This window comes from Actinospica acidithermotolerans (assembly GCF_018139625.1).
GTDB lineage: Bacteria > Actinomycetota > Actinomycetes > Streptomycetales > Catenulisporaceae > Actinospica > Actinospica acidithermotolerans.
The window spans coordinates 1-18699 of sequence record NZ_JAGSOH010000129.1 but is presented as its reverse complement, the minus strand read 5'-3'; the positions used below and the strand labels follow the sequence as shown (position 1 = coordinate 18699).

The window sequence follows — 18699 nt, the reverse complement described above, 5'->3', positions numbered from 1 at the left end:
CAGCAAAGCTGCGACACGGAGCCCACGAAACCGCAGGCGAAGCGCCGCCCGCGTTGGTGAAAGTTCTCGGCAACCTTTTCCGCCCTTCGTACGACTGAGTACTGGCGCAGTGCGGCGATCCCACTTCCCCCCCCGTCGCGCTGCGCCATCCCACCTCAGGCCGGACCTGCGCGATCGCGGGTCCGGGCCGGGTAATCATCACGGGAATCTGACTCTCCCCGTGCCGCACGTCCTCCGGCACCTGCCTTCCCGGCTACCCGGCTGCCTGGCTACCCGACTTTCCCGGCTACCCGGCTTTCCCGGCTGCCCGGCTGCCGGCCTATCCCCGCGCCGGACTCCCGCTCGTCGTGTCCCTTCCCGACAGGCGCGCCAGGGTGTTGGCGGACATGGAGTTGCGAACGCTGATGATCACCGCGTCGTGCCGATAGCTGTCTTCGGACCACGCCAGGGGCTGGCCGGTGGGCGAGGACGCCAGCCAGCGCTGGCGGAGCAGGGGGCTGCCTCGGCGGACACCGAGGAGCCTCGCCTCGAGGGTGGTGGCGCTGACGGCGTCGATGAGGTGGTCGCCGTGCGCGTGGACGAATCCGAGAGCCGTCAGTTGCTCAGTGATCGAACCCATGGTCAGGTCCATGGCGAGTATGTGCTCTGCGACCAATCCCGGGAAGAAGGACCGCTCCAGCATCACCGGTTCGTCGTCGAGCGTTCTGACACGCTGGAGCCGGAGGACGTCCTCGCCGACGTTGACCCGCAGTCGGTCGGCCTCCTCCTGCCTCGCCGCGCCGACCTCGACGCTGAGGACATCTGCCCCGGGGCGGTGGCCGCGGGAGGTTGCCCACATGGAGAAGCTCTGCATCTCGGCGAAGCTGTGCGTGGGCACCTCGCCGAGCACCACGCGACGTGCCCCCTGGCGTGCCGCGACGCTGCCGTCCTGCTCCAACGCGGCCACCGCCTGGCGTACGGTGCCGCGGGAGACGGCGTACCGCGCCGCGAGTTCCCCCTCGGACGGCAGCAACGTGCCGATCGCGTACTCGCCCTGCCGGATCGCCTCCCGCAGCTCCTGCGCGATCTGCTGGTAACGCGCCGCCATTCCGCCTCCTGTCTCCCTCTCGACTGTAGCCCGCAACCGTACCGCGAGTTCACCGCGATCGGACCGTGATATGCGCCGCGGTGCATGGCGCGCCGGGCCGGAAGCAGTTATTGCGCCAGGCTAAACCGGGAAATCGCACTCTGTTCACCAACGCGTCACCGGCGCCGGGCTAAATCCACTTGTCCAGACAGGTTACGTCCGGACGGGCGGTATCCGGCAAGGGGTACCGGCGAACGGAACGCGAACGGAACGCGAACGGAGCAACGGTGGCGTCAGCCCGGATGATCGTGGTGGGAGGCGGGGTCCTCGGCACCATGCACGCGTACGAGGCCTGCGTGCGCGGGCTCGAGGTGGTGCATCTCGAGCGCGAGGCCGGCCCGCGCGGTGCTTCGGTGCGCAACTTCGGGCTCGTCTGGGTCTCCGGGCGCGCCGACGGCCACGAGCTGGCCCTGGCCCGTAGGGCCAGGAAGCGCTGGGCCGAGATCGCCGAGGACGTCCCCGGCCTCGGCTTCAAGGCACGCGGCTCGATCACGGTCGCTCGGAACGATGCGGAACTGGCCGTCGCGAAGTCGGCTGCGGATTCGGCCGGCGCGGCGGAGCGGGAGTTCGAGTTCGTCGACGCCGCGGGCGTGCGCGAATTGAATCCGGCGCTGCGCGGCGAATTCCTCGGCGGCCTCTACTCGCGGGCCGACGGCTCGGTCGAGCCTGGGCAGGTGCTCGGCGCGATCCGGGCCAGGCTGGCCTCGTTCCCGAACTACACGTGGCTGCCGAACCGGCAGGCCGTCGAGCTCGGCGATTCGTCGGTGCTCGACCACACCGGCGCCTGGCACGCGGGCGACGTGGTCGTGCTCGCCACCGGCGCCACGCTCACCGGAATCGCGGGCGCCGAGCTCAGCGCGGCACCGATCCGGCGCTGCCGGCTCCAGATGATGCAGACGGAACCGCTCGGCGAGGAGCTGACCACGTCTGTGGCCGACGGCGACTCCTTCCGCTACTACCCGGCGTACCGCGACGCGGGCCTTGACAGGCTCGGCCCGCAGGCGCCGATCGCGGCCGAGCACCGCATGCAGCTGCTCATGGTCCAGCGCGCGGACGGCGGCCTGACCATCGGCGACACGCACGCGTACGACGAGCCCTTCGACTTCGCGGTCGAGGAAGAGCCGTACCAGCACCTCACCGGGGTCGCCGAAGCGCTGCTCGGCCGCTCGCTGCCGCCGGTCAAGCGGCGCTGGGCCGGGGTCTACTGCGAGACCACCGACGGCTCCATCTACCACCGCTCGACGGTGCGGCCCGGCGTCATCGCTGTGACGGCCCCCGGAGGACGCGGCATGACCTGCTCCGCCGGCATCGCCGGGGAGACTTTCGACGAACTGGACGCCTCATGAGCTCGCTGCCGATCCGCTTGGCCTGCCTGGACATGGCGGGCACCACGGTCGCCGACGACGGCCTCGTCCTCGCCGCGTTCTCCGCCGCCCTCGACGCGCTGAAGGTCGAGTCCGCCGCGGACCGCGAGCGGATGACGCGGTACGTCGTCGACACGATGGGCGAGTCGAAGATCACCGTGTTCCGCGCGCTGTTCCCGGGTGACGAGGAGGCCGCGCAGGAGGGGAATGCGGCCTTCGAATCCGCATACAGCACGCGGATCTCGCTCACCCGGGCGCTGCCCGGCGCGGTCGAGACGTTCGCGAGGCTGCGCGCCTCGGGCGTGCGGGTCGCGCTGACGACCGGCTTCTCTCGCGCCACCGCCGACGCGCTGCTCGAGCACCTCGGCTGGCGGGAGCTGATCGACCTCTCCCTGACCCCGGGAGACGTCGGCGGCCGGGGCAGGCCGCACCCGGACATGATCCTGGCCGCGGCCGCCCGGCTTGCCGACGACGAACCGCGGGCCGTCGCCGTGCTCGGCGACACGTCGTCCGACATCCGCTCCGGCGCCGCCGCCGGCGCCGCAATCGTCGCGGGCGTGCTCACCGGCGCGCACGACCGCCCCGCGCTTCTCGAAGCGGGCGCAACGCACGTGCTCGACCACGTGTCGGAGCTGCCCGCACTCATCGAGGAGCACCGGTAACACCAGCACCAAGACGGCCGGACAACCTCACCGGAGACCGGCCGCCGCAGCTCGACCGAACCACGGCTCAACCGAACGAACCACGGCTCAACCGAACCACGGCTCAACCGAACCACGGCTCAACCGAACCACGGCTCAACCGAACGAACCACGGTTCAACCGCACCACGGCTCGACCGAACCACAGCTCGAACCACGGCTCAACCGAACCACTGGCTCAACCGAACCGCAGCTCGTCCGAACCACGGCTCGAACCACGGCTCAACCGAACCACAGCTCGTCCGAACCACGGCTCGAACCACGGCTCGACCGAACCACGGTTCAACCGCACCACGGCTCAACCGAACCACGGCTCAACCGAACCAACCGCAGCACCCCTACCGCCAACCGCCTACCGCCTACCGCCTACCGCCTACCGCCTACCGCCTACCGCCTACCGCCCAACGAACAGCGCAGCCGTTACAGCGCAGTCCTGAAGCACCGAAGTTCCGACTCAACCTCACAGAAGGCTGATACTCCGATGCACCGCATAGCCAAGATCGCCTGCACGGCCGCCGCCGTCACGCTGGCCGCCACCGCTTGCAGCAGTAGCTCGTCCTCCACCTCGGGCTCCGGCTCGTCCGTCAACTGGTCCACCGTCACCTCGGCCGCCTCGGGCGGCGGCATGGACGCGCTGGTCGCGGCCGCGAAGAAGGAGGGCTCGCTGAACGTGATCACCCTCCCGCGCACCTGGGCCAACTACGGCACGATCATGGACGACTTCACCAAGAAGTACGGCATCAAAATCACCGACACCAACCCGAACGGCTCCTCCGGCGACGAGATCAACGCCATCGAGAAGGAGAAGGGCCTGTCCTCGGCCCCGGACGTGGTCGACGTCGGCAACTCGCACGCCCTGCCGAACACCAACCTGTTCGCCGGCTACGAGGTCTCCACCTGGTCGGACATCCCGACCGCGCTCAAGGACGCCAACGGCAAGTGGTACGGCGACTACGGCGGCTACATCTCCATCGGCTGCGTCGCCGCCAAGGTCGCCCCGGCCCCGTGCCCGAAGACCTTCGCCGACCTGCTCAACTCCTCCTACACGGCGGACTACAAGGGCAAGGTCGCCATGAGCGGCGACCCGACGAGCGCCAACGCCGCGTTCTCCGCGGTGTGGGCGGCGGCCCTGGCCAGCGGCGGCTCGCTGGACGACATCAAGCCCGGCATCACCTTCTTCTCGAAGCTGAAGTCGAACGGCGAGTACAACGCGGTCGTCGACACCGAGTCCACCATCGAGGCCGGCTCGACCCCGATCACCATCGACTGGGAGTTCAACAACTCGCAGTTCGCCTCTGACCTCAAGGCCAAGGGCATCGACATGACCGTCAGCATCCCGACCGACGGCCTGTACTCGGCGTACTACGACCAGGCTGTCAGCAAGTACGCGCCGCACCCGGCCGCCGCGCGCCTGTGGGAGGAGTACCTGTACTCCACGGTCGGCCAGAACGACTTCATGGGCGGCTACGCCCGTCCGGTCGAGTTCGCCGCGATGCAGTCGGCCGGCACCCTGGACGCCACCGACGAGAAGAACCTGCCGACGGTCTCCGGCACGGTCAACTACCCGACCGAGTCGCAGCTGACCTCGGCGCAGAACACCATCACCACCTCCTGGGCCTCGAGCCTCGGCTAGCATGACGCGTCTCTTCACGAAGCTCGGTGCCTGGGGAGCGGTCCTGCCGCTCCTCGGGTACTGCGCCATTGCGCTGGGCTTTCCGGTGTGGGCCATCCTCTGGGAGGGCCTGCACCAGACGAACCCGACCACGCAGCAGACCACGGTGACGTTCGCGAACCTGACCGCCTCCTGGCACGGGATCTACCTCACCGGTCTGCTCACCTCGCTGCGGCTGTCCCTGCTCTCGTCCGTCATCTCGGCGGTCGTCGGCCTGTTCGCGGCGTACGCGATCTCCCAGTCGAGGGGCCGCTACTTCAAGCAGGCGGTGCTCACGGCCTCGGGCGTGCTGGCCAACTTCGGCGGCATCCCGCTGGCCTTCTGCTTCATCGCCACGATCGGCACCGGCGGAGTGTTCCTGTCCTGGATCCAGAACGTGTGGCCGAGCTTCTCGCTGGAGACCTTCTCCGGCGTCGCGCTGGTCTACCCGTACTTCCTGGTGCCGCTGATGGTGCTGACCACGCTGCCGGCCCTGGACGGCCTGCGCGAGCAGTGGAAGGAGGCCTCGGCGAACCTCGGCGGGACCTCCCGGCAGTACTGGCGGCACGTCGGCGGCCCGCTGCTGCTGCCCGCCGCGCTCGGCGGATTCGTGCTCTGCTTCGGCAGCGCGTTCGCCGCCTACGCCACCGCCAAGGCACTGACCAGCGGCACGGTTCCGCTGGTGACGACGCAGATCGCGAACATCCTGTCCGGCAACGTGATCGCCGGCGAGGACAACCTGGGCATGGCGCTGGCCTTCAACACGATCATCATCTGTGGCCTGATGATGGCCGTCTACCTGCCGCTGCGCAAGCGCAGCGCGAAGTGGTTGGAATCATGACGACGATCAGCGACACCGAGCCGGCGGCCGCGGTCACGACGCCGGCCCGGGACAAGCGCGGCCTCGGCCTCCGCCGGGTGCGCTGGTGGCGGGTCGTCGTGCTCGGCGTGCTGGCCGTCTACTTCCTGGTGCCCCTCGCGTCGACCTTCTGGTTCACGCTCTACACGCCGGGCACGCACACGTTCAGCCTCGCGCCCTACGGCCAGATGTTCAGCGCTCAGGGCTTCGGCACCAGCGTGCGGATGACGGTCGAGATCGCGCTCGTGACGATCGTGATCCTCTACCTGCTGCTCGTCCCGGCGATGATCGCCGTGCAGCTGCGGCTGCCGAAGCTCAAGCCGGTGCTCGAGTCGCTGGCCATGGTGCCGCTGGTGCTCTCGCCGGTGGCGCTGGTCGTCGGCGTGCAGACGGTGCTCGGCTGGGGCCTCGACCAGGACCCGGGCACGCCGCTGTTCCAGCTCGCCGCGGACCTGCAGAACCAGAGCTTCCCGCTGATCCTGCCGATCGTCTACGTGGTGATCGCGCTGCCGTTCGCGTACCGCTCGCTGGAGTCGGGGCTGCGCTCGGTCGACCTGAAGACGCTGGTCGAGGCCTCTCGCGGACTCGGCGCCTCCTGGCCGGTGACGATCTGGCGGGCGGTGCTGCCGAACCTGCGCTCCGGCCTGCTCTCCGGCGCGATCCTGACCCTGGCGCTGGTGTTCGGCGAGTACACGATCTCCTCGATCCTGCAGTTCCTGCCGTTCTCGGTGTGGATCGTGCAGGACGGCCAGGGCGCCACCAGCGGCCAGCTGGCCCCGGCCGTCTCGCTGCTCAGCCTGCTGCTGTCCTGGGCCGTGCTGTTCCTCGTGTCCTTCCTCGGCGGCCGCCGCGCCGTCGGCCGCCCCGACCGGAGTTCGTAGATGTCCGTGATCGCCTCAGCCCCCGCCCAGGACGCCGCGGGCACCCGCGGCGTCAGCCTCGAACTGTCGGGCCTGCACCGTTCCTTCGGCGCCACGCACGCGCTGGCCGGCTTCGACCTCGCGCTCGCACCCGGCGAGCTGGTCGCCATGCTCGGCCCGTCCGGCTGCGGCAAGACGACCGCGCTGCGCATCGTCGCGGGCTTCGACCGCCCGGACCTCGGCGCGGTGTCCCTGGACGGCGTGGACCTGACCCCGCTGCCCGCGAACAAGCGGGACATGGGCATGGTCTTCCAGTCCTACAGCCTCTTCCCGCACCTGACGGCCGGTCAGAACGTCGGCTACGGCCCCCGGCTGCGCAAGGTCTCGGCGGCCGAGCGGGACAGGCAGGCCGAGGAGCTGCTCGAGCTCGTCGGCATGGCCGGGATGGCCGGCCGCTATCCGCACCAGCTCTCCGGCGGCCAGCAGCAGCGGGTGGCGCTGGCCCGCGCGCTGGCGGTGCGTCCCAAGGTGCTGCTGCTCGACGAGCCGCTGTCCGCGCTGGACGCGAAGGTCCGGCTGCAGCTGCGCGACGAGATCCGCCGCATCCAGCAGGAGTTCGGCATCACCACCCTGTTCGTCACGCACGACCAGGAGGAGGCGCTGTCGATGGCCGACCGGGTCGCCGTCATGCGCGCCGGGAAGCTCGAGCAGTGCGCCGCTCCCGCAGAGCTCTACGACCGCCCGGCGACGGCGTTCGTCGCGCAGTTCGTCGGCACGATGAACCACCTGCCCGGGCAGGTCGTCGGGGCCGCGAAGGTCCGGGTGGCCGACCGCGAGCTGCCGGTGGACGGCGCGTGCCCGGCCGAGGGCACCGAGGTCAACGTTCTGCTGCGTCCGGAGAGCCTGGACCTGGAACCGGCCGCAGAGGCCTCCGCCGCCGGCCGGCCCGGCGAGGGCCAGGTCATGCTGGCGACGTTCCTCGGCGCCACCACCCGGCTGACCGTGCGGCTCGGCGACGGCACCGAGGCGAAGGCGGACCTGCCCTCGCACCGCGCCGTCGAGTTCCCGGTCGGCTCGGCGGTCCGGCTCGCCCCCGCACCGCGGCCGGTGCTCGTCGTCGAGCGCGGCTGATGTCGGTTGTGTGCCGCCCGACCGGGCCCTGAATATCCTCCGGCTGGGCGGCACACGTTGCACATTGGGCCACGCGGGTGTTCTTCTTGGATTGTGTCGGACGAGTCGCATACCGGATCAGCGGTTCGCCCGCCGCGGGTCATGTCGTACCTGACGCTGTGGTTCGTCGCTGCCATGGCCCTGGTCGTGCTGTTCTACTACGCGGTCCCCGCGTGGAACCTGGGCCTGTGGCTGACGCTCGGCATGTCCAGCTGCGTCGCCTCGTTCGTCGGCACCCGGCTGAACGCCCCACCGCGCAGGCTGCCCTGGTACCTGCTGACGGCGGCCATATTCACGCTGGTCAACGGCGATACGATCTACAACATCCTGACCGACTTCCTCCATCAGAGCGAGCCGTTCCCCTCGCTCGCGGACGCCTCGTACCTGTTCACCTATCCGCTGGCCGCCGCCGGGCTGATGATCATGATCCGGATGCGCTCGCCGCAGCGGGACACCACGGCGCTGATCGACGCGCTGCTGCTGGCCGGCGGACTCGCGCTGCTGATCTGGGTGTTCACCATCACCCCGACGGTCGACCAGCCGGGGCGCTGGTTCGACAACGCGGTCTCGATCGGCTACCCCATCGGCGACCTGCTGCTGCTCGCGGTGATCATGCGGCTGCTGACCGGCGGCGGGATCCGCAGCGCCTCCCCGGTGCTACTGGTGGTCGGCGCGCTCGGGCTGATGGGCTCGGACATCGCGTACGCGCTGGTCAGGCTGTACGGCACGTGGCACGTCGGCTCGCCGGCCGACCTCGGCTGGGTGGTCTTCTACGTCTCCTGGGGCGCCGCCGCGCTGCACCCGTCGATGCGGGAGCTCACCGAGCCGCACGAGCGCGAGGGCCGGCTCACCGCGGGCCGGGTGATCCCGCTCGCGCTGGCCGCGATGGTCGCGCCGGTCGTGCTGTTCGTCGAGGCGCTCCAGCGGAACGTGAAGGACGCGGCGGTCATCGCGGTCTTCTCGGCGGGGATGTTCGCCCTGGTCGTGGCGCGCCTGTCGATGCAGGGCCGGCAGCAGCGCTACCAGGAGAGCCTGGCCGCCTCCCGGGCGATGATGCTGGAGCTGCACGACCGGGCGTACCACGACGCGCTCACCGGCCTGGGCAACCGGGCCCGGTTCCAGGAGCGCTCGGCCGCGGCCTTCGAGCGGGCCAGGACGCAGGGCGGCGTCGTGTGCATGCTGCTGATCGACCTGGACAACTTCAAGGAGGTCAACGACACCCTCGGCCACCGCGCGGGAGACGAGCTGCTGGTCACCGCGGCCAAGCGGCTCTCGCTGGCGGTGCGCCCGGGCGACCTGCCGGTGCGCTTCGGCGGCGACGAGTTCGCCGTGCTGCTGGCCGACGGCTCGCCCGAGGAGGGCGCCGAGGCGCTGGCCGCGCGGCTGGTGAGCACGTTCGCCGAGCCCTTCCAGATCTGGGACACGCAGGCCGAGGTGCGCGCGAGCATCGGCGTGGCGAGCAGCTCGGACGCGCCGGACACGGCCGAGCACGAAGCGGCCGACGTGCTGCTGCGGAACGCCGACCTGGCCCTGTACGCGGCCAAGGCGGACGGCAAGGGCACCTGGACCCGCTACCGGCCGCAGCTCTACGAGTCCGCGATGGAGCGCGTCCGGCTGCGCACCAGCCTGGACACCGCGATCGGCAAGGACGAGTTCTTCCTGTGCTACCAGCCGATCGTGGATCTGCGCGGCGGCAAGGAGCGGGTGGCCGGCTTCGAGGCGCTGGTGCGCTGGCAGCACCCGGAGTTCGGCCTGCTGACCCCGGACCAGTTCATCCCGCTGGCCGAGGAGACCGGCCAGATCGTGCAGCTCGGCGAGTGGATCCTGGCCCGCGCGATCGCGGACGCGGCGCGCTGGAACGCCGGCCGGGCCGGCACCGCCACCCGCCGCGTGACGGTGAACGTCTCGGCGCACCAGTTCCTCGACGACGGCCTGGTGAACTGGATCGACCGGCAGCTGGGCGACGCGGGCCTGCCGTCCGACCTGCTGATCCTGGAGATCACCGAGACGGCGTTCCTGCACCATCACGGGCCGGAGGTGCAGCAGAACCTGCACGCGCTCTCCGAGATCGGCGTGCGCATCGCGGTTGACGACTTCGGAACCGGTTACTCGTCGATCGCCTATCTCAGGGACCTGCACATCGACATTCTCAAGGCTGACCGGTCCTTCGTGGCCAGGATCGCAGAGGACTCATCCCACCTTCGGCTGCTCAAGGGCATCGTCACGGTGGCTTACGCACTGGAGATCGACGTGGTCGCCGAGGGCGTGGAGACGGTCGCGCAGCGGGATCTGCTGCGCAAGATGGGCTGCCGCTACGCACAGGGCTACTACTACTCGCCGGCGGTCCCGGTCGACCGGGTCGCCCCGCTGGCGGCGGAACTGGAAGGACGCAGCAGATGACGCGCGACGCGGCGCAGCACGCTCACGCCTCCATACCGGGGCAACCGGCCCCGCGCTGGGCGGAGCTCGCCCGGCTCAAGAACGCGACCCGCCTCTACGACGCCGTGATCGAGGAGATCGACGGCCGCCGGATCCGGATCGGCGACCGCTGGCTCACGGACTTCGCCTCCTGCAACTACCTGGGCTTCGACCTGGACCCGGAGATCATGGCGGCGCCCGAGGAGGCGATCCGCCGATGGGGCACCCATCCGAGCTGGTCCCGGCTGCTCGGCAACCCGCGGCTCTACCCCGAGATCGAGGAGCGGCTGACCGAGCTGATCGGCGCCGACGACACGCTCGTGCTGCCGACCATCACGCACATCCACCTCTCCGTGATCCCGGTGCTCGCCGACCACGGCACCGTCTTCTGCGAGGCGCAGGCGCACCGCACCATCTTCGACGGCTGCTCGGTCGCGAAGGGGCAGGGCGCGACGCTGCACCGCTGGCGGATGGACGACCTCGACCACCTGCGCGAGATGCTGCGCGCCGCGCCGGCGGACCGGCCGCGGCTGGTCTGCATGGACGGCGTCAACAGCATGAGCGGCAACCCGCCGCACCTGAACGAGATCGCCGAGGTCTGCCGCGCGGAGGGCGCGCTGCTGTACGTGGACGACGCGCACGGCTTCGGCGTGATCGGCGAGCGGCGCCCGGACGAGACGTCGGCCTACGGCATGCGCGGCAACAGCGTCGTACGCCACCTGGGCGAGACCTACGACGGACTCATACTGGTCGGCGGCTTCTCGAAGGCGTACTCATCGCTGCTGGCCTTCATCGCGCTGCCGGCGGACCTCAAGGAGCTGCTGAAGTTCGCCGCCGCGCCGTACCTGTACTCGGGCCCCTCCCCCACGGCGTCGCTCGCGACCGTCCTGGCCGGATTCGCGGTGAACGAGAGGCGCGGCGACGACATCCGGGCCGACCTGCACCGGAAGACGATGCGGGTGCTCGACCACGTGCGCGGGCTGCGGATCGACTGCCCGAACAAGAGCGACTTCCCCGTCATCGAGATCCCGCTGCAGCGGAGCGCCGAGCTCGACGAGGTCGCCGAGGTGCTGTGGAAGCGCGGGATCTACGTGACGCTGGCGGCCTACCCGCTGGTGCCGCGCGACCAGGCGGGCTTCCGCGTGCAGGTCACGGCGGCGAACACGGACGGCGAGATCGACGAGCTCAACGCGGCGCTGACCGAGCTGGTCCCGGTGCTGCGCACGACGTGACCCGTCGGGCGAGAGCCCCGCTCAGCAGAACAGGAAGCACCAGGTCTGCGTGTTGCTCGGCGACGGGCTCGGGCTCGGTGACGCGCTCTTCGACGCGGACGGAGTGGCCGAGGCGGAGCCGGTGGCCGAAGTCGTGGCCGCCGCCGTGCCGGTCTTCGAGGCGCTCGCCGTGGCGGACTTCGTCGCGGACGCGGAGGCGCTGGCCGACGGGCTCTTGCTGATGGATGCGACCGGCAGATGGATGATGGACGTCGCCCCGACCGAGTGGCCGGCCGTCGCGGATATGGTCACCGTCAGCCCGGCACCGCCGACCGAGGAGGTCGCGGCCGCGGTCGTGCCGGTCGGCGAGCTGCCGCCTCCTCCTGCCGTGCCGAACAGCAGGAATCCGGCGACGGCTATGCCCGCGAATCCGCCGGTCAGCATCAGGCCGAAGCCGCGCCGCCGCTCGGAGCGGCGCTCCGCGCGGGCCCTGCGCCGGTCGGAGCCGTCCTCGTCCGCGTCCGCGGCGTGCCCGCCGCCGGCCGCGTGCGAACCGCGTGCGCCCTTGCCCTCGGCCGCCGCCTTCGCGGCCGCCCGCGCCTCCACCCGCGTCATCCGCGGCTCGGCGTCCGGAGCGCCCATCACCTGCGTCTTGTCGGAATGCCGCCCGGACGCGCCCAGCGGCTCCTCATCCGGCGACTGCGGCCGCGCGTGCGATTTGGCCCGGCGCAGCCCCTCCACCCGGGGCATGCGCACCGTCGTGCGCGCGTCCTGCGCGCCGGCCAGCTCGAGTCCGGTGGCTCCGCAACCAGGACAGGACACAGCGCCATTGAGATGTCTGCGGCAAGTCTTGCAGTAGTTCAACGCGTGCGCCCCGACTGTGTGCCTGCATAACCGAAACTGAAAAATGCAACATGCAGGATCCTGCCAAGCCGGCACGTGATCTTCCAGCACCGCAAGGTCAGGTCCCGGCAAAAGCCTTGGAAAAACCTGGCGGGTAAGGCGTCATCGGCGCGATGACCGGGAAATGCCGCACGCCGTCGCCATCATCGCAGCACTCGCCGTCCATGGCGTGCACCATCGCCGTCCGCAGTCCCACCGCATCACCGTCCCACCCCGCGTGCTCCCTCGCGCCGTTGATCGCGCCCGTCGCGCGTTCGTACTCTGCGATGAACGGGGACTGACATGGGAAGGTGGCCAGGTGAGCCTCGTCGTGACGCGGTGGCGGAAGTCCGGGCAGGAACGTCTGTACGTGAACGAGGACGGGACCGAGGGTTCCGTCGGCTTCTACGACTGCAAGGCCGGTCGGCTCAGGCTCGAGAAGGAGCACGAGGGCCGCACGTACGAGGTCATGGAGGCGCTGCGGCCTTTCCTCGGCAGCAGCGTGCCGAAGTCGCTGCGCGACCTGATGCCCGCGCCCGCGCTCGCTGAGGGCAGCGACCTCGCGCGGAACAGGGCCGGCGACGCGGTGGCCGCACGGGCCGCCGAACTGCGGCCGGCCGGCTTCCAGGGCATCGCGGCGCGGCTGCTCGGGCTGCGCACCGACGCGTCGTCGTGGGAGGCGGGCGCGAAGGGCGAGCGCATCGTGGACCGTCGCCTCGGCAAACTGCGGCGCGACGGCTGGTCGGTGCTGTCGTCGATCGTGAAGCGCGGCGGCGCCGACATCGACCACCTCGTCATCGGGCCGCCCGGCGTGTTCACGATCAACACCAAGCACCACCGCGACGCGCGCATCTGGGTCGGCGAGAACATGGTGCGGGTCAACGACACCAGGCAGCCGAACTACCTGCGCAACAGCCGCCACGAAGCCGCGTCGGCCGCCAAGGTGCTGACCGAGGCCGTCGGCCTGAACGTCATCGTCACCCCGGTCCTCGCCTTCGTCGGCGCCGCCTCGATCAACGCCCGCGAGAGCCGGGGCGACGTGATGATCACGGCCGGCGAGGAGATCGAGCAGGCTCTCCGGGACCGCTTCGCCGTCTACTCGATCCAGGAGCGCGAACTGATCTTCTCGGTTGCCCGCCGTGCGGAGTTCTGGCTCGCCTGACCGGTCGCCCCGCCTGCCTTCCGGCGACTGTCAGTGCACCGTGGTTGACTGAACGCAAGGAGTCGACCGATGGTGGATGGGAGCGTGAGCATGTTCGGCAAGACCAAGGCGTTCAGCGGTTTCTCGGTGAACGACGTGCAGGCGGCGAAGCAGTTCTACGGCGAAACGCTGGGCCTCGAGGTGTCCGAGTCCCACGGCATCCTGACCCTGCACCTGGCCGGCGGCGGCGAGGTGATCGCGTACCCCAAGGGCGACCAGCACGCGCCCGCGTCGTTCACCATCCTCAACTTCCAGGTCGAGGACATCGACGCGGCCGTCGACGAGCTCACCCGCCGCGGCGTCGCCTTCCAGCGCTACCCGGGCCTCGAAGCGGACGAGAAGGGCATCTTCCGCGGCGGCGGCCCGCTCATCGCCTGGTTCACCGACCCTTCCGGCAACATCCTGGCGGTGCTCCAGGACCGATAACCACTGAGCGTCAGGACCTCCTCTGAGCGTCAGGACCTCCTCGAGCAGCATCTCGGCGGCAGGCCACAACATCGAAGCCGAGATCCCCGCGATCAGGCTGCCATCGCGAAGAGCAAGAGCAAACGAGCCGTCAGCCGCCGACCGTCGGCCCCACGCTGCCGGCAACCCCCTGCCACGTCACGGCGAGCAGGACCAGCGTGCGGTCGCGCTGCTCGGCGAGGTTGAGACCGGTGAGCTTCTCGATGCGGCCGACGCGGTACAGCAGGGTATTGCGGTGCACGGGGAGCGCCGCGGCGGCGGCCGCGGTGTTGAAGTCGTGGGCGGCGAGGCAGCGAAGCGTGTCGGCGAGGTCGGCGGCGTCGGCACGCTTCAAGGGTTCGAAGACGCGGCCGGCGATCCGGGTCGCCATCTCCGGGGACTCGGCAAGCAGCAGTTCGGGGAGGAAGTCGTCCACCCGCGCCCGGCCGCGTCGTCCGGCGGCTGCTGCCACGGCGATGAGCGCGCGGAGGCTGTCGGTGACCGCGGCGAGCCGGGGGCGAGGCGTCGGCGGGGCCTCGCCGAACAGCAGGCTCGCGTCGGCCAGGAACTCGCGCCAATCGAATCCGGCCGGTACCAGGCCCGCCACCTGCACGCCCTCGGTGAACGCCAGCGCCCCGGCCTCGCGCAGCCGCCCAGCCAGCGCGGCGTGGGATGCCACCTGCCCGCCGCGCAACTGCGCGACGAACGGGCAGTGGTCCTGCACGAGGTCGAAGCCGAGCCGCGCGGCACGGTCGCGATCCTCGACCGTGATCGGCAACTGCACGCAGAGCCGGTCGAACAGCGCGCGGGCGCGGCGGTCGCCGGCCGTGGCGGGTGAGTCGAACTGGTCCCCGTACGCCTCGGCCAGCATGCGGACGATCAGGTCGAGATAGTCCTCGAGGCACTGCCACACCGTGTCCGAACCGGCGAGCAGCACCGCGCGCGTCGCGTCGTCGGCGAGGTCGAGCACCGCCTCCCAGAACAGCCGCGCTCCGCGCCGGTAGACCAGGATGCTGTCCTCGATCGGCTGGCCGGCGGCAGCCCGCGCACGCAGGAACTCGTGCAGCTCGGCGCGCACGTAGTCGTCCGGCGGAGTGCCGTTGATCAGCCAGCGCAGCGTGAGGTCGACGTTCCAGCGCACCACGGCCGCTCGATCCACCGGCCACCGGAAGCGCGTATACGCCGGAAGCTGCGCGAATCCGATCTCCATCCGGCGCACCACGACGCCGAGGTCCAGGCGCTCCAGGACGTCGCGGAGGTCCGCGGCCGATCCGCTCCGGTCAGCGGGGTCAGACGTGATTCGGGGCACGAACGTCATCCTCGCACGGCGTGCCGTGCCGATCGGCCCGAGCAGGACAGGCGCGCGGATCTTCGTGCAGGCGCCCAGGATCCCCGGCGGATTTCGTGCCCGGAGCCGACGATCCCGCTGCGAGCATCGGGACATGACTGAGCAAATCACCACCACGGTCGTACTCATCCACGGCCTGTGGATGACGCCGCTGGCCTGGGAGCACTGGGTCGAGCGCTACGAGGCCCGCGGCTGCACGGTCCTGACCCCCGGCTATCCCGGCATCGGCCAGGGCGAGGCCGGGCTCCGGGCCCTGCGCGAGATTCCGGATGCCGTGGCAGGCATCGGAGTCCGGGAGGTGATGGACCACCTGACCGAGTTCATCGAGGGCCTCGACGCCCCGCCCGTGATCATGGGCCACTCGTTCGGCGGCACCTTCGCCCAACTGCTGGTCGGCAACGGCCTCGGCGCGGCGGGGGTCTCCATCGACGGCGCGGCGGTAAAGGGAATCAAGGCGCTGCCGCTCTCCGAGCTGCGCTCCACGTTCCCGGTGCTGCGCAACCCGGCCAACAGCAAGCGCGCCGTGCCGCTCACCCCGGAGCAGTTCCACTACGCGTTCACCAACACGCTCTCGGCGGAGGATTCGCAGCGCGCCTACGACCGGTACGCCGCACCCACTCCGGCCCGGATCCTGTTCCAGGGCGGCCTCGCGAACTTCACCCACGACGCCGCAACCACGTACGACTTCGCCGACGACTACCGCCCGCCGCTGCTGTTCGTCTCGGGCGGCAGCGACCACATCCTGCCCCCGGTCGTGCAGCGGGAGAACTACGAGAAGAACGTCAAGCACTCCACTGCCGTGACCGCGCACAAGGTCTTCGAAGGCCGGGACCACTTCACCTGCGGCGCACCCGGCTGGGAGGCCGTCGCGGACTTCGCACTCGACTGGGCGCTAGCGCCAACGGCCGGCGTACTCGACTGAGCACCGAGCACAGAGCCCTAAGCACTCAGCACTCAGCACTCAGCACTCAGCACTGAGCCCTTAGCACCAAGCATCAAGCATCAAGCATCAAGCACCTAGCACTGAGCACGGATGCGAAAGGAACACCACGCATGACCACGAGCACCATCGGCGACTTCCTCCTGCGCAGGTTGCGGGAGGCGGGCGTCCACCAGCTGTTCGGCGTGCCGGGAGACTTCAACCTCGAGTTCATGCAGCAGCTCGAGGACGGCGGCGTGCTGACCTGGGTCGGCACCTGCAACGAGCTGAACGCCGCGTACGCCGCGGACGGCTACGCCCGCATCAACGGCATCGCCGGCCTCGTCGTGACCAACGGCGTCGGCGCGCTCAGCGCGATCAACGGTGTCGCGGGCTCCAACAGCGAGCACGTCCCGGTGGTCGTCGTCTGCGGCTCGCTGCCGCTCAAGGCGGTCGATCAGCGGCTGCTGATGCACCACACGCCCGCCGACGGCAGCCAGAACACCTTCTACCGGGCCTACGAGCAGGCGACGGCGGCGCAGGCGAGGATCACCCCGCAGAACGCCGTCGCCGAGATCGACCGGCTGATCACCACGGCGTGGCAGCTCAAGCGGCCGGTCTACCTGGAACTGCCCTCCGACATCAGCTACCTGGACATCGCGGTCCCGGACGAGCCGTTGCGGCTCACCCTGCCCGCCAGCGATCCGGAACGCCTGCGCACGGCCGCCGCCGCGATCGCCGCCCGGCTGTCGGCGGCCCACGCGCCCGCCGTCATCCTCGACCTCGACGCGGACCGCTTCGGCGTGCTCGGCGAGGTCACGGAACTCGCCGAGAAGCTGAAGCTGCCGATCGCCACGATGGTCTCCTCCAAGGCGGTCGTCGACGAGACCTCGCCGCTGTCCGCCGGGATCTACGGCGGCGCCGGGAGCCTCCCGGAGACGAAGAAGGTCGTCGAGGACAGCGACTGCCTACTGACGATCGGCTACCGGCGCGTCGACCTGACCACCGGCTGCTTCAGCGACGCCATCCCGGCCTCCGCCATCCACCTCAACGCCTACTCCGCCGACGTGGACGGCGTGAACTACCAGGCGGTGACCCTCAAAGACCTGCTGCGCGCGGTCATCGACGTCGCCGAGCCGGTCGCCGGCAGGCAGTTCGGCCGCCCGGCCCCGTTGCCGGTCGCGACGAACACCGCGCCATCGGAGGGCAAGCTGACGCAGGGCGAGTACTGGGCCGCGATCCAGGATTTCGTGCGCGAGGGCGACGTCCTGATCGCCGAGGACGGCACCGCGAACGGCGGCGCCTGGGGCCTGACCCTCCCACCGGCGTGCACCTTCGTCACCCAGGCCGTCTGGGGCTCGATCGGCTACAGCGTCGGCTCCACCCTCGGAACCCTGCTCGCCGCACCCCACCGCCGCCACCTGCTGTTCCTGGGCGACGGATCGTTCCAGCTGACCGCCCAGGAGATCTCGACGATGCTCCGGCACGACCTGAAGCCGATCATCTTCCTGGTCAACAACGGCGGCTACACGATCGAGCGCACGATCCTCGGCAAGACCGCCCGCTACAACGACGTGGCGAACTGGGACTACGCACGGCTGCCGCACGTCCTGCACCCGGGCACCACGGCCAGGACGTTCACCGTCTCAACGATCGAGGAGTTCCGCAAAGCCCTGACGGCCCCGCACGACGCGATGATCTTCATCGAAGCGATCATGGACCGCTTCGACACCCCCGACCTACTCCGCGCCGCCGGCCTCGGCTCCGCCGAACTCGACTTCGGCCCCCGCGGCCCCCAGCACCGCCCCGGCGCCCGCATCTAAGCCAAGGCCCACGTCGCACGACGCGTTGCCGGTGGAGCCGACCGGACTCCGTCCAGGTCGGCCCGCCGGCAATCGGCGCGGGCCGCAGCGCGCGGCTTGCGGTTCACGGCCCGCGGGCCGCCGTCCGCGGCCCGCGGCTCGCGGCCTACAGCTCACGACTCGCGGCCCGCCGCCCGTCGCCCGTCGCCCGCGATTCAGAATATTGATCATCCGCCTACTGACACGTCACAATTGTCTGCCCCAACCGCGCGAACCGTTGCAACCGGAAGTAGCGCGCTCCCAGGACGCAGAGCCGTCACACCACCGCAGTTCATCGTTCACGGTCATAAGCCGCGAGAATCGCCAGCACGCCCGCTTCTCACGTCATCAGCCCCCAGGCGATCTTATCCTTGTTCCACCGCTGCTGCGGATTCCGCACAAACGCGACGAACGGCGGCCCGGCGCCCATACCCCCTGCGACGTGCCCGACCCCGTCGAGAACGCCATCGGAAGCACGCTCGCACACCTGAAGCGCCTCGATGTCGCCGGGGTGTCAACGCCTCGTAAAAGTTGACCCCCAGCGGTCTTGCGAAATCTGACCCCGGTGGTTCTCGTTCCTTGGGTTCAAGGGGTCGTTGCAACACCGGTTGCTGATACCGAGTATAGTTGTTCTTCGAAGACTTCGGCCGGGGTTCGCCAGCCGAGGATCTTGCGGGGCCGATTGTTGATCGCCAGGGCGACAGC

General features: G+C 70.2%; 16 protein-coding genes. 12 read left to right on the top strand and 4 right to left on the bottom strand.

The window, feature by feature from the left end; all coding sequences use genetic code 11:
* Nucleotides 1-319: 319 nt before the first annotated feature.
* Nucleotides 320-1087, bottom strand: coding sequence for a GntR family transcriptional regulator (locus tag KDK95_RS29060; protein ID WP_212521515.1), 768 nt, complete (start codon nt 1085-1087; stop codon nt 320-322).
* Nucleotides 1088-1368: 281 nt separating this feature from the next.
* Here KDK95_RS29060 and KDK95_RS29055 point away from each other — a divergent pair, with 281 nt between their 5' ends.
* The 8 genes from KDK95_RS29055 to KDK95_RS29020 all read left to right on the top strand — a co-directional run bounded on the left by KDK95_RS29055 (nt 1369) and on the right by KDK95_RS29020 (nt 11380).
* On the top strand, nt 1369-2472 hold the full coding sequence (locus KDK95_RS29055) for a TIGR03364 family FAD-dependent oxidoreductase (protein WP_282971681.1): 1104 nt from the start codon (nt 1369-1371) through the stop codon (nt 2470-2472).
* Nucleotides 2469-3152 carry an HAD family hydrolase gene (locus KDK95_RS29050; protein WP_212521513.1) on the top strand — a complete coding sequence of 228 codons (684 nt, stop codon included), beginning with the start codon at nt 2469-2471 and terminating at the stop codon, nt 3150-3152. The genes KDK95_RS29055 and KDK95_RS29050 overlap by 4 nt, the downstream gene beginning before the upstream one ends.
* Before the next feature lie 519 nt (nt 3153-3671).
* Entirely contained in the window at nt 3672-4823 is a 1152-nt protein-coding gene (locus tag KDK95_RS29045; protein ID WP_212521512.1) for an ABC transporter substrate-binding protein, read from the top strand.
* Nucleotide 4824: 1 nt separating this feature from the next.
* Nucleotides 4825-5682 carry an ABC transporter permease gene (locus KDK95_RS29040; protein WP_212521511.1) on the top strand — a complete coding sequence of 286 codons (858 nt, stop codon included), beginning with the start codon at nt 4825-4827 and terminating at the stop codon, nt 5680-5682.
* Complete coding sequence (locus tag KDK95_RS29035) at nt 5679-6581, top strand: ABC transporter permease (RefSeq protein WP_212521510.1); 903 nt, start codon at nt 5679-5681, stop codon at nt 6579-6581. Before KDK95_RS29040 ends, KDK95_RS29035 begins: the two co-directional genes overlap by 4 nt.
* The gene (locus tag KDK95_RS29030) at nt 6582-7691 is read left to right on the top strand and encodes an ABC transporter ATP-binding protein (RefSeq protein ID WP_212521509.1); all 1110 of its coding nucleotides are present in this window, start codon (nt 6582-6584) and stop codon (nt 7689-7691) included.
* 141 nt (nt 7692-7832) lie between these two features.
* Nucleotides 7833-10130 (top strand): putative bifunctional diguanylate cyclase/phosphodiesterase, encoded by a 2298-nt coding sequence (locus KDK95_RS29025; protein WP_212521508.1) that lies wholly within the window; start codon nt 7833-7835, stop codon nt 10128-10130.
* Entirely contained in the window at nt 10127-11380 is a 1254-nt protein-coding gene (locus tag KDK95_RS29020) for an aminotransferase class I/II-fold pyridoxal phosphate-dependent enzyme (RefSeq protein ID WP_212521507.1), read from the top strand. Before KDK95_RS29025 ends, KDK95_RS29020 begins: the two co-directional genes overlap by 4 nt.
* 21 nt (nt 11381-11401) lie before the next feature.
* Here the strand turns inward: KDK95_RS29020 and KDK95_RS29015 are convergent, their stop codons facing one another.
* Nucleotides 11402-12181, bottom strand: a complete 780-nt coding sequence (locus KDK95_RS29015) for a hypothetical protein (protein WP_212521506.1) — start codon at nt 12179-12181, stop codon at nt 11402-11404.
* Nucleotides 12182-12320: 139 nt separating this feature from the next.
* The gene (locus KDK95_RS29010; protein ID WP_212521505.1) at nt 12321-12458 is read right to left on the bottom strand and encodes a hypothetical protein; all 138 of its coding nucleotides are present in this window, start codon (nt 12456-12458) and stop codon (nt 12321-12323) included.
* Nucleotides 12459-12560: 102 nt separating this feature from the next.
* Between KDK95_RS29010 and KDK95_RS29005 the strand changes: the two genes are divergently transcribed.
* Complete coding sequence (locus KDK95_RS29005) at nt 12561-13403, top strand: nuclease-related domain-containing protein (protein WP_212521504.1); 843 nt, start codon at nt 12561-12563, stop codon at nt 13401-13403.
* A 90-nt stretch (nt 13404-13493) separates the two neighbouring features.
* On the top strand, nt 13494-13868 hold the full coding sequence (locus KDK95_RS29000) for a VOC family protein (RefSeq protein ID WP_212521516.1): 375 nt from the start codon (nt 13494-13496) through the stop codon (nt 13866-13868).
* 130 nt (nt 13869-13998) lie between these two features.
* On the opposite strand, the gene KDK95_RS37925 is transcribed toward KDK95_RS29000, so the two are convergent.
* On the bottom strand, nt 13999-15195 hold the full coding sequence (locus tag KDK95_RS37925) for a PucR family transcriptional regulator (RefSeq protein WP_212521503.1): 1197 nt from the start codon (nt 15193-15195) through the stop codon (nt 13999-14001).
* 133 nt (nt 15196-15328) lie between these two features.
* On the opposite strand from KDK95_RS37925, the gene KDK95_RS28990 reads away from it, so the two are divergent.
* Together KDK95_RS28990 and KDK95_RS28985 are read left to right on the top strand one after the other, a co-directional pair.
* Complete coding sequence (locus KDK95_RS28990) at nt 15329-16156, top strand: alpha/beta hydrolase (protein WP_212521502.1); 828 nt, start codon at nt 15329-15331, stop codon at nt 16154-16156.
* Between the two features lie 131 nt (nt 16157-16287).
* Complete coding sequence (locus KDK95_RS28985; protein ID WP_212521501.1) at nt 16288-17976, top strand: alpha-keto acid decarboxylase family protein; 1689 nt, start codon at nt 16288-16290, stop codon at nt 17974-17976.
* Nucleotides 17977-18699: the final 723 nt, after the last annotated feature.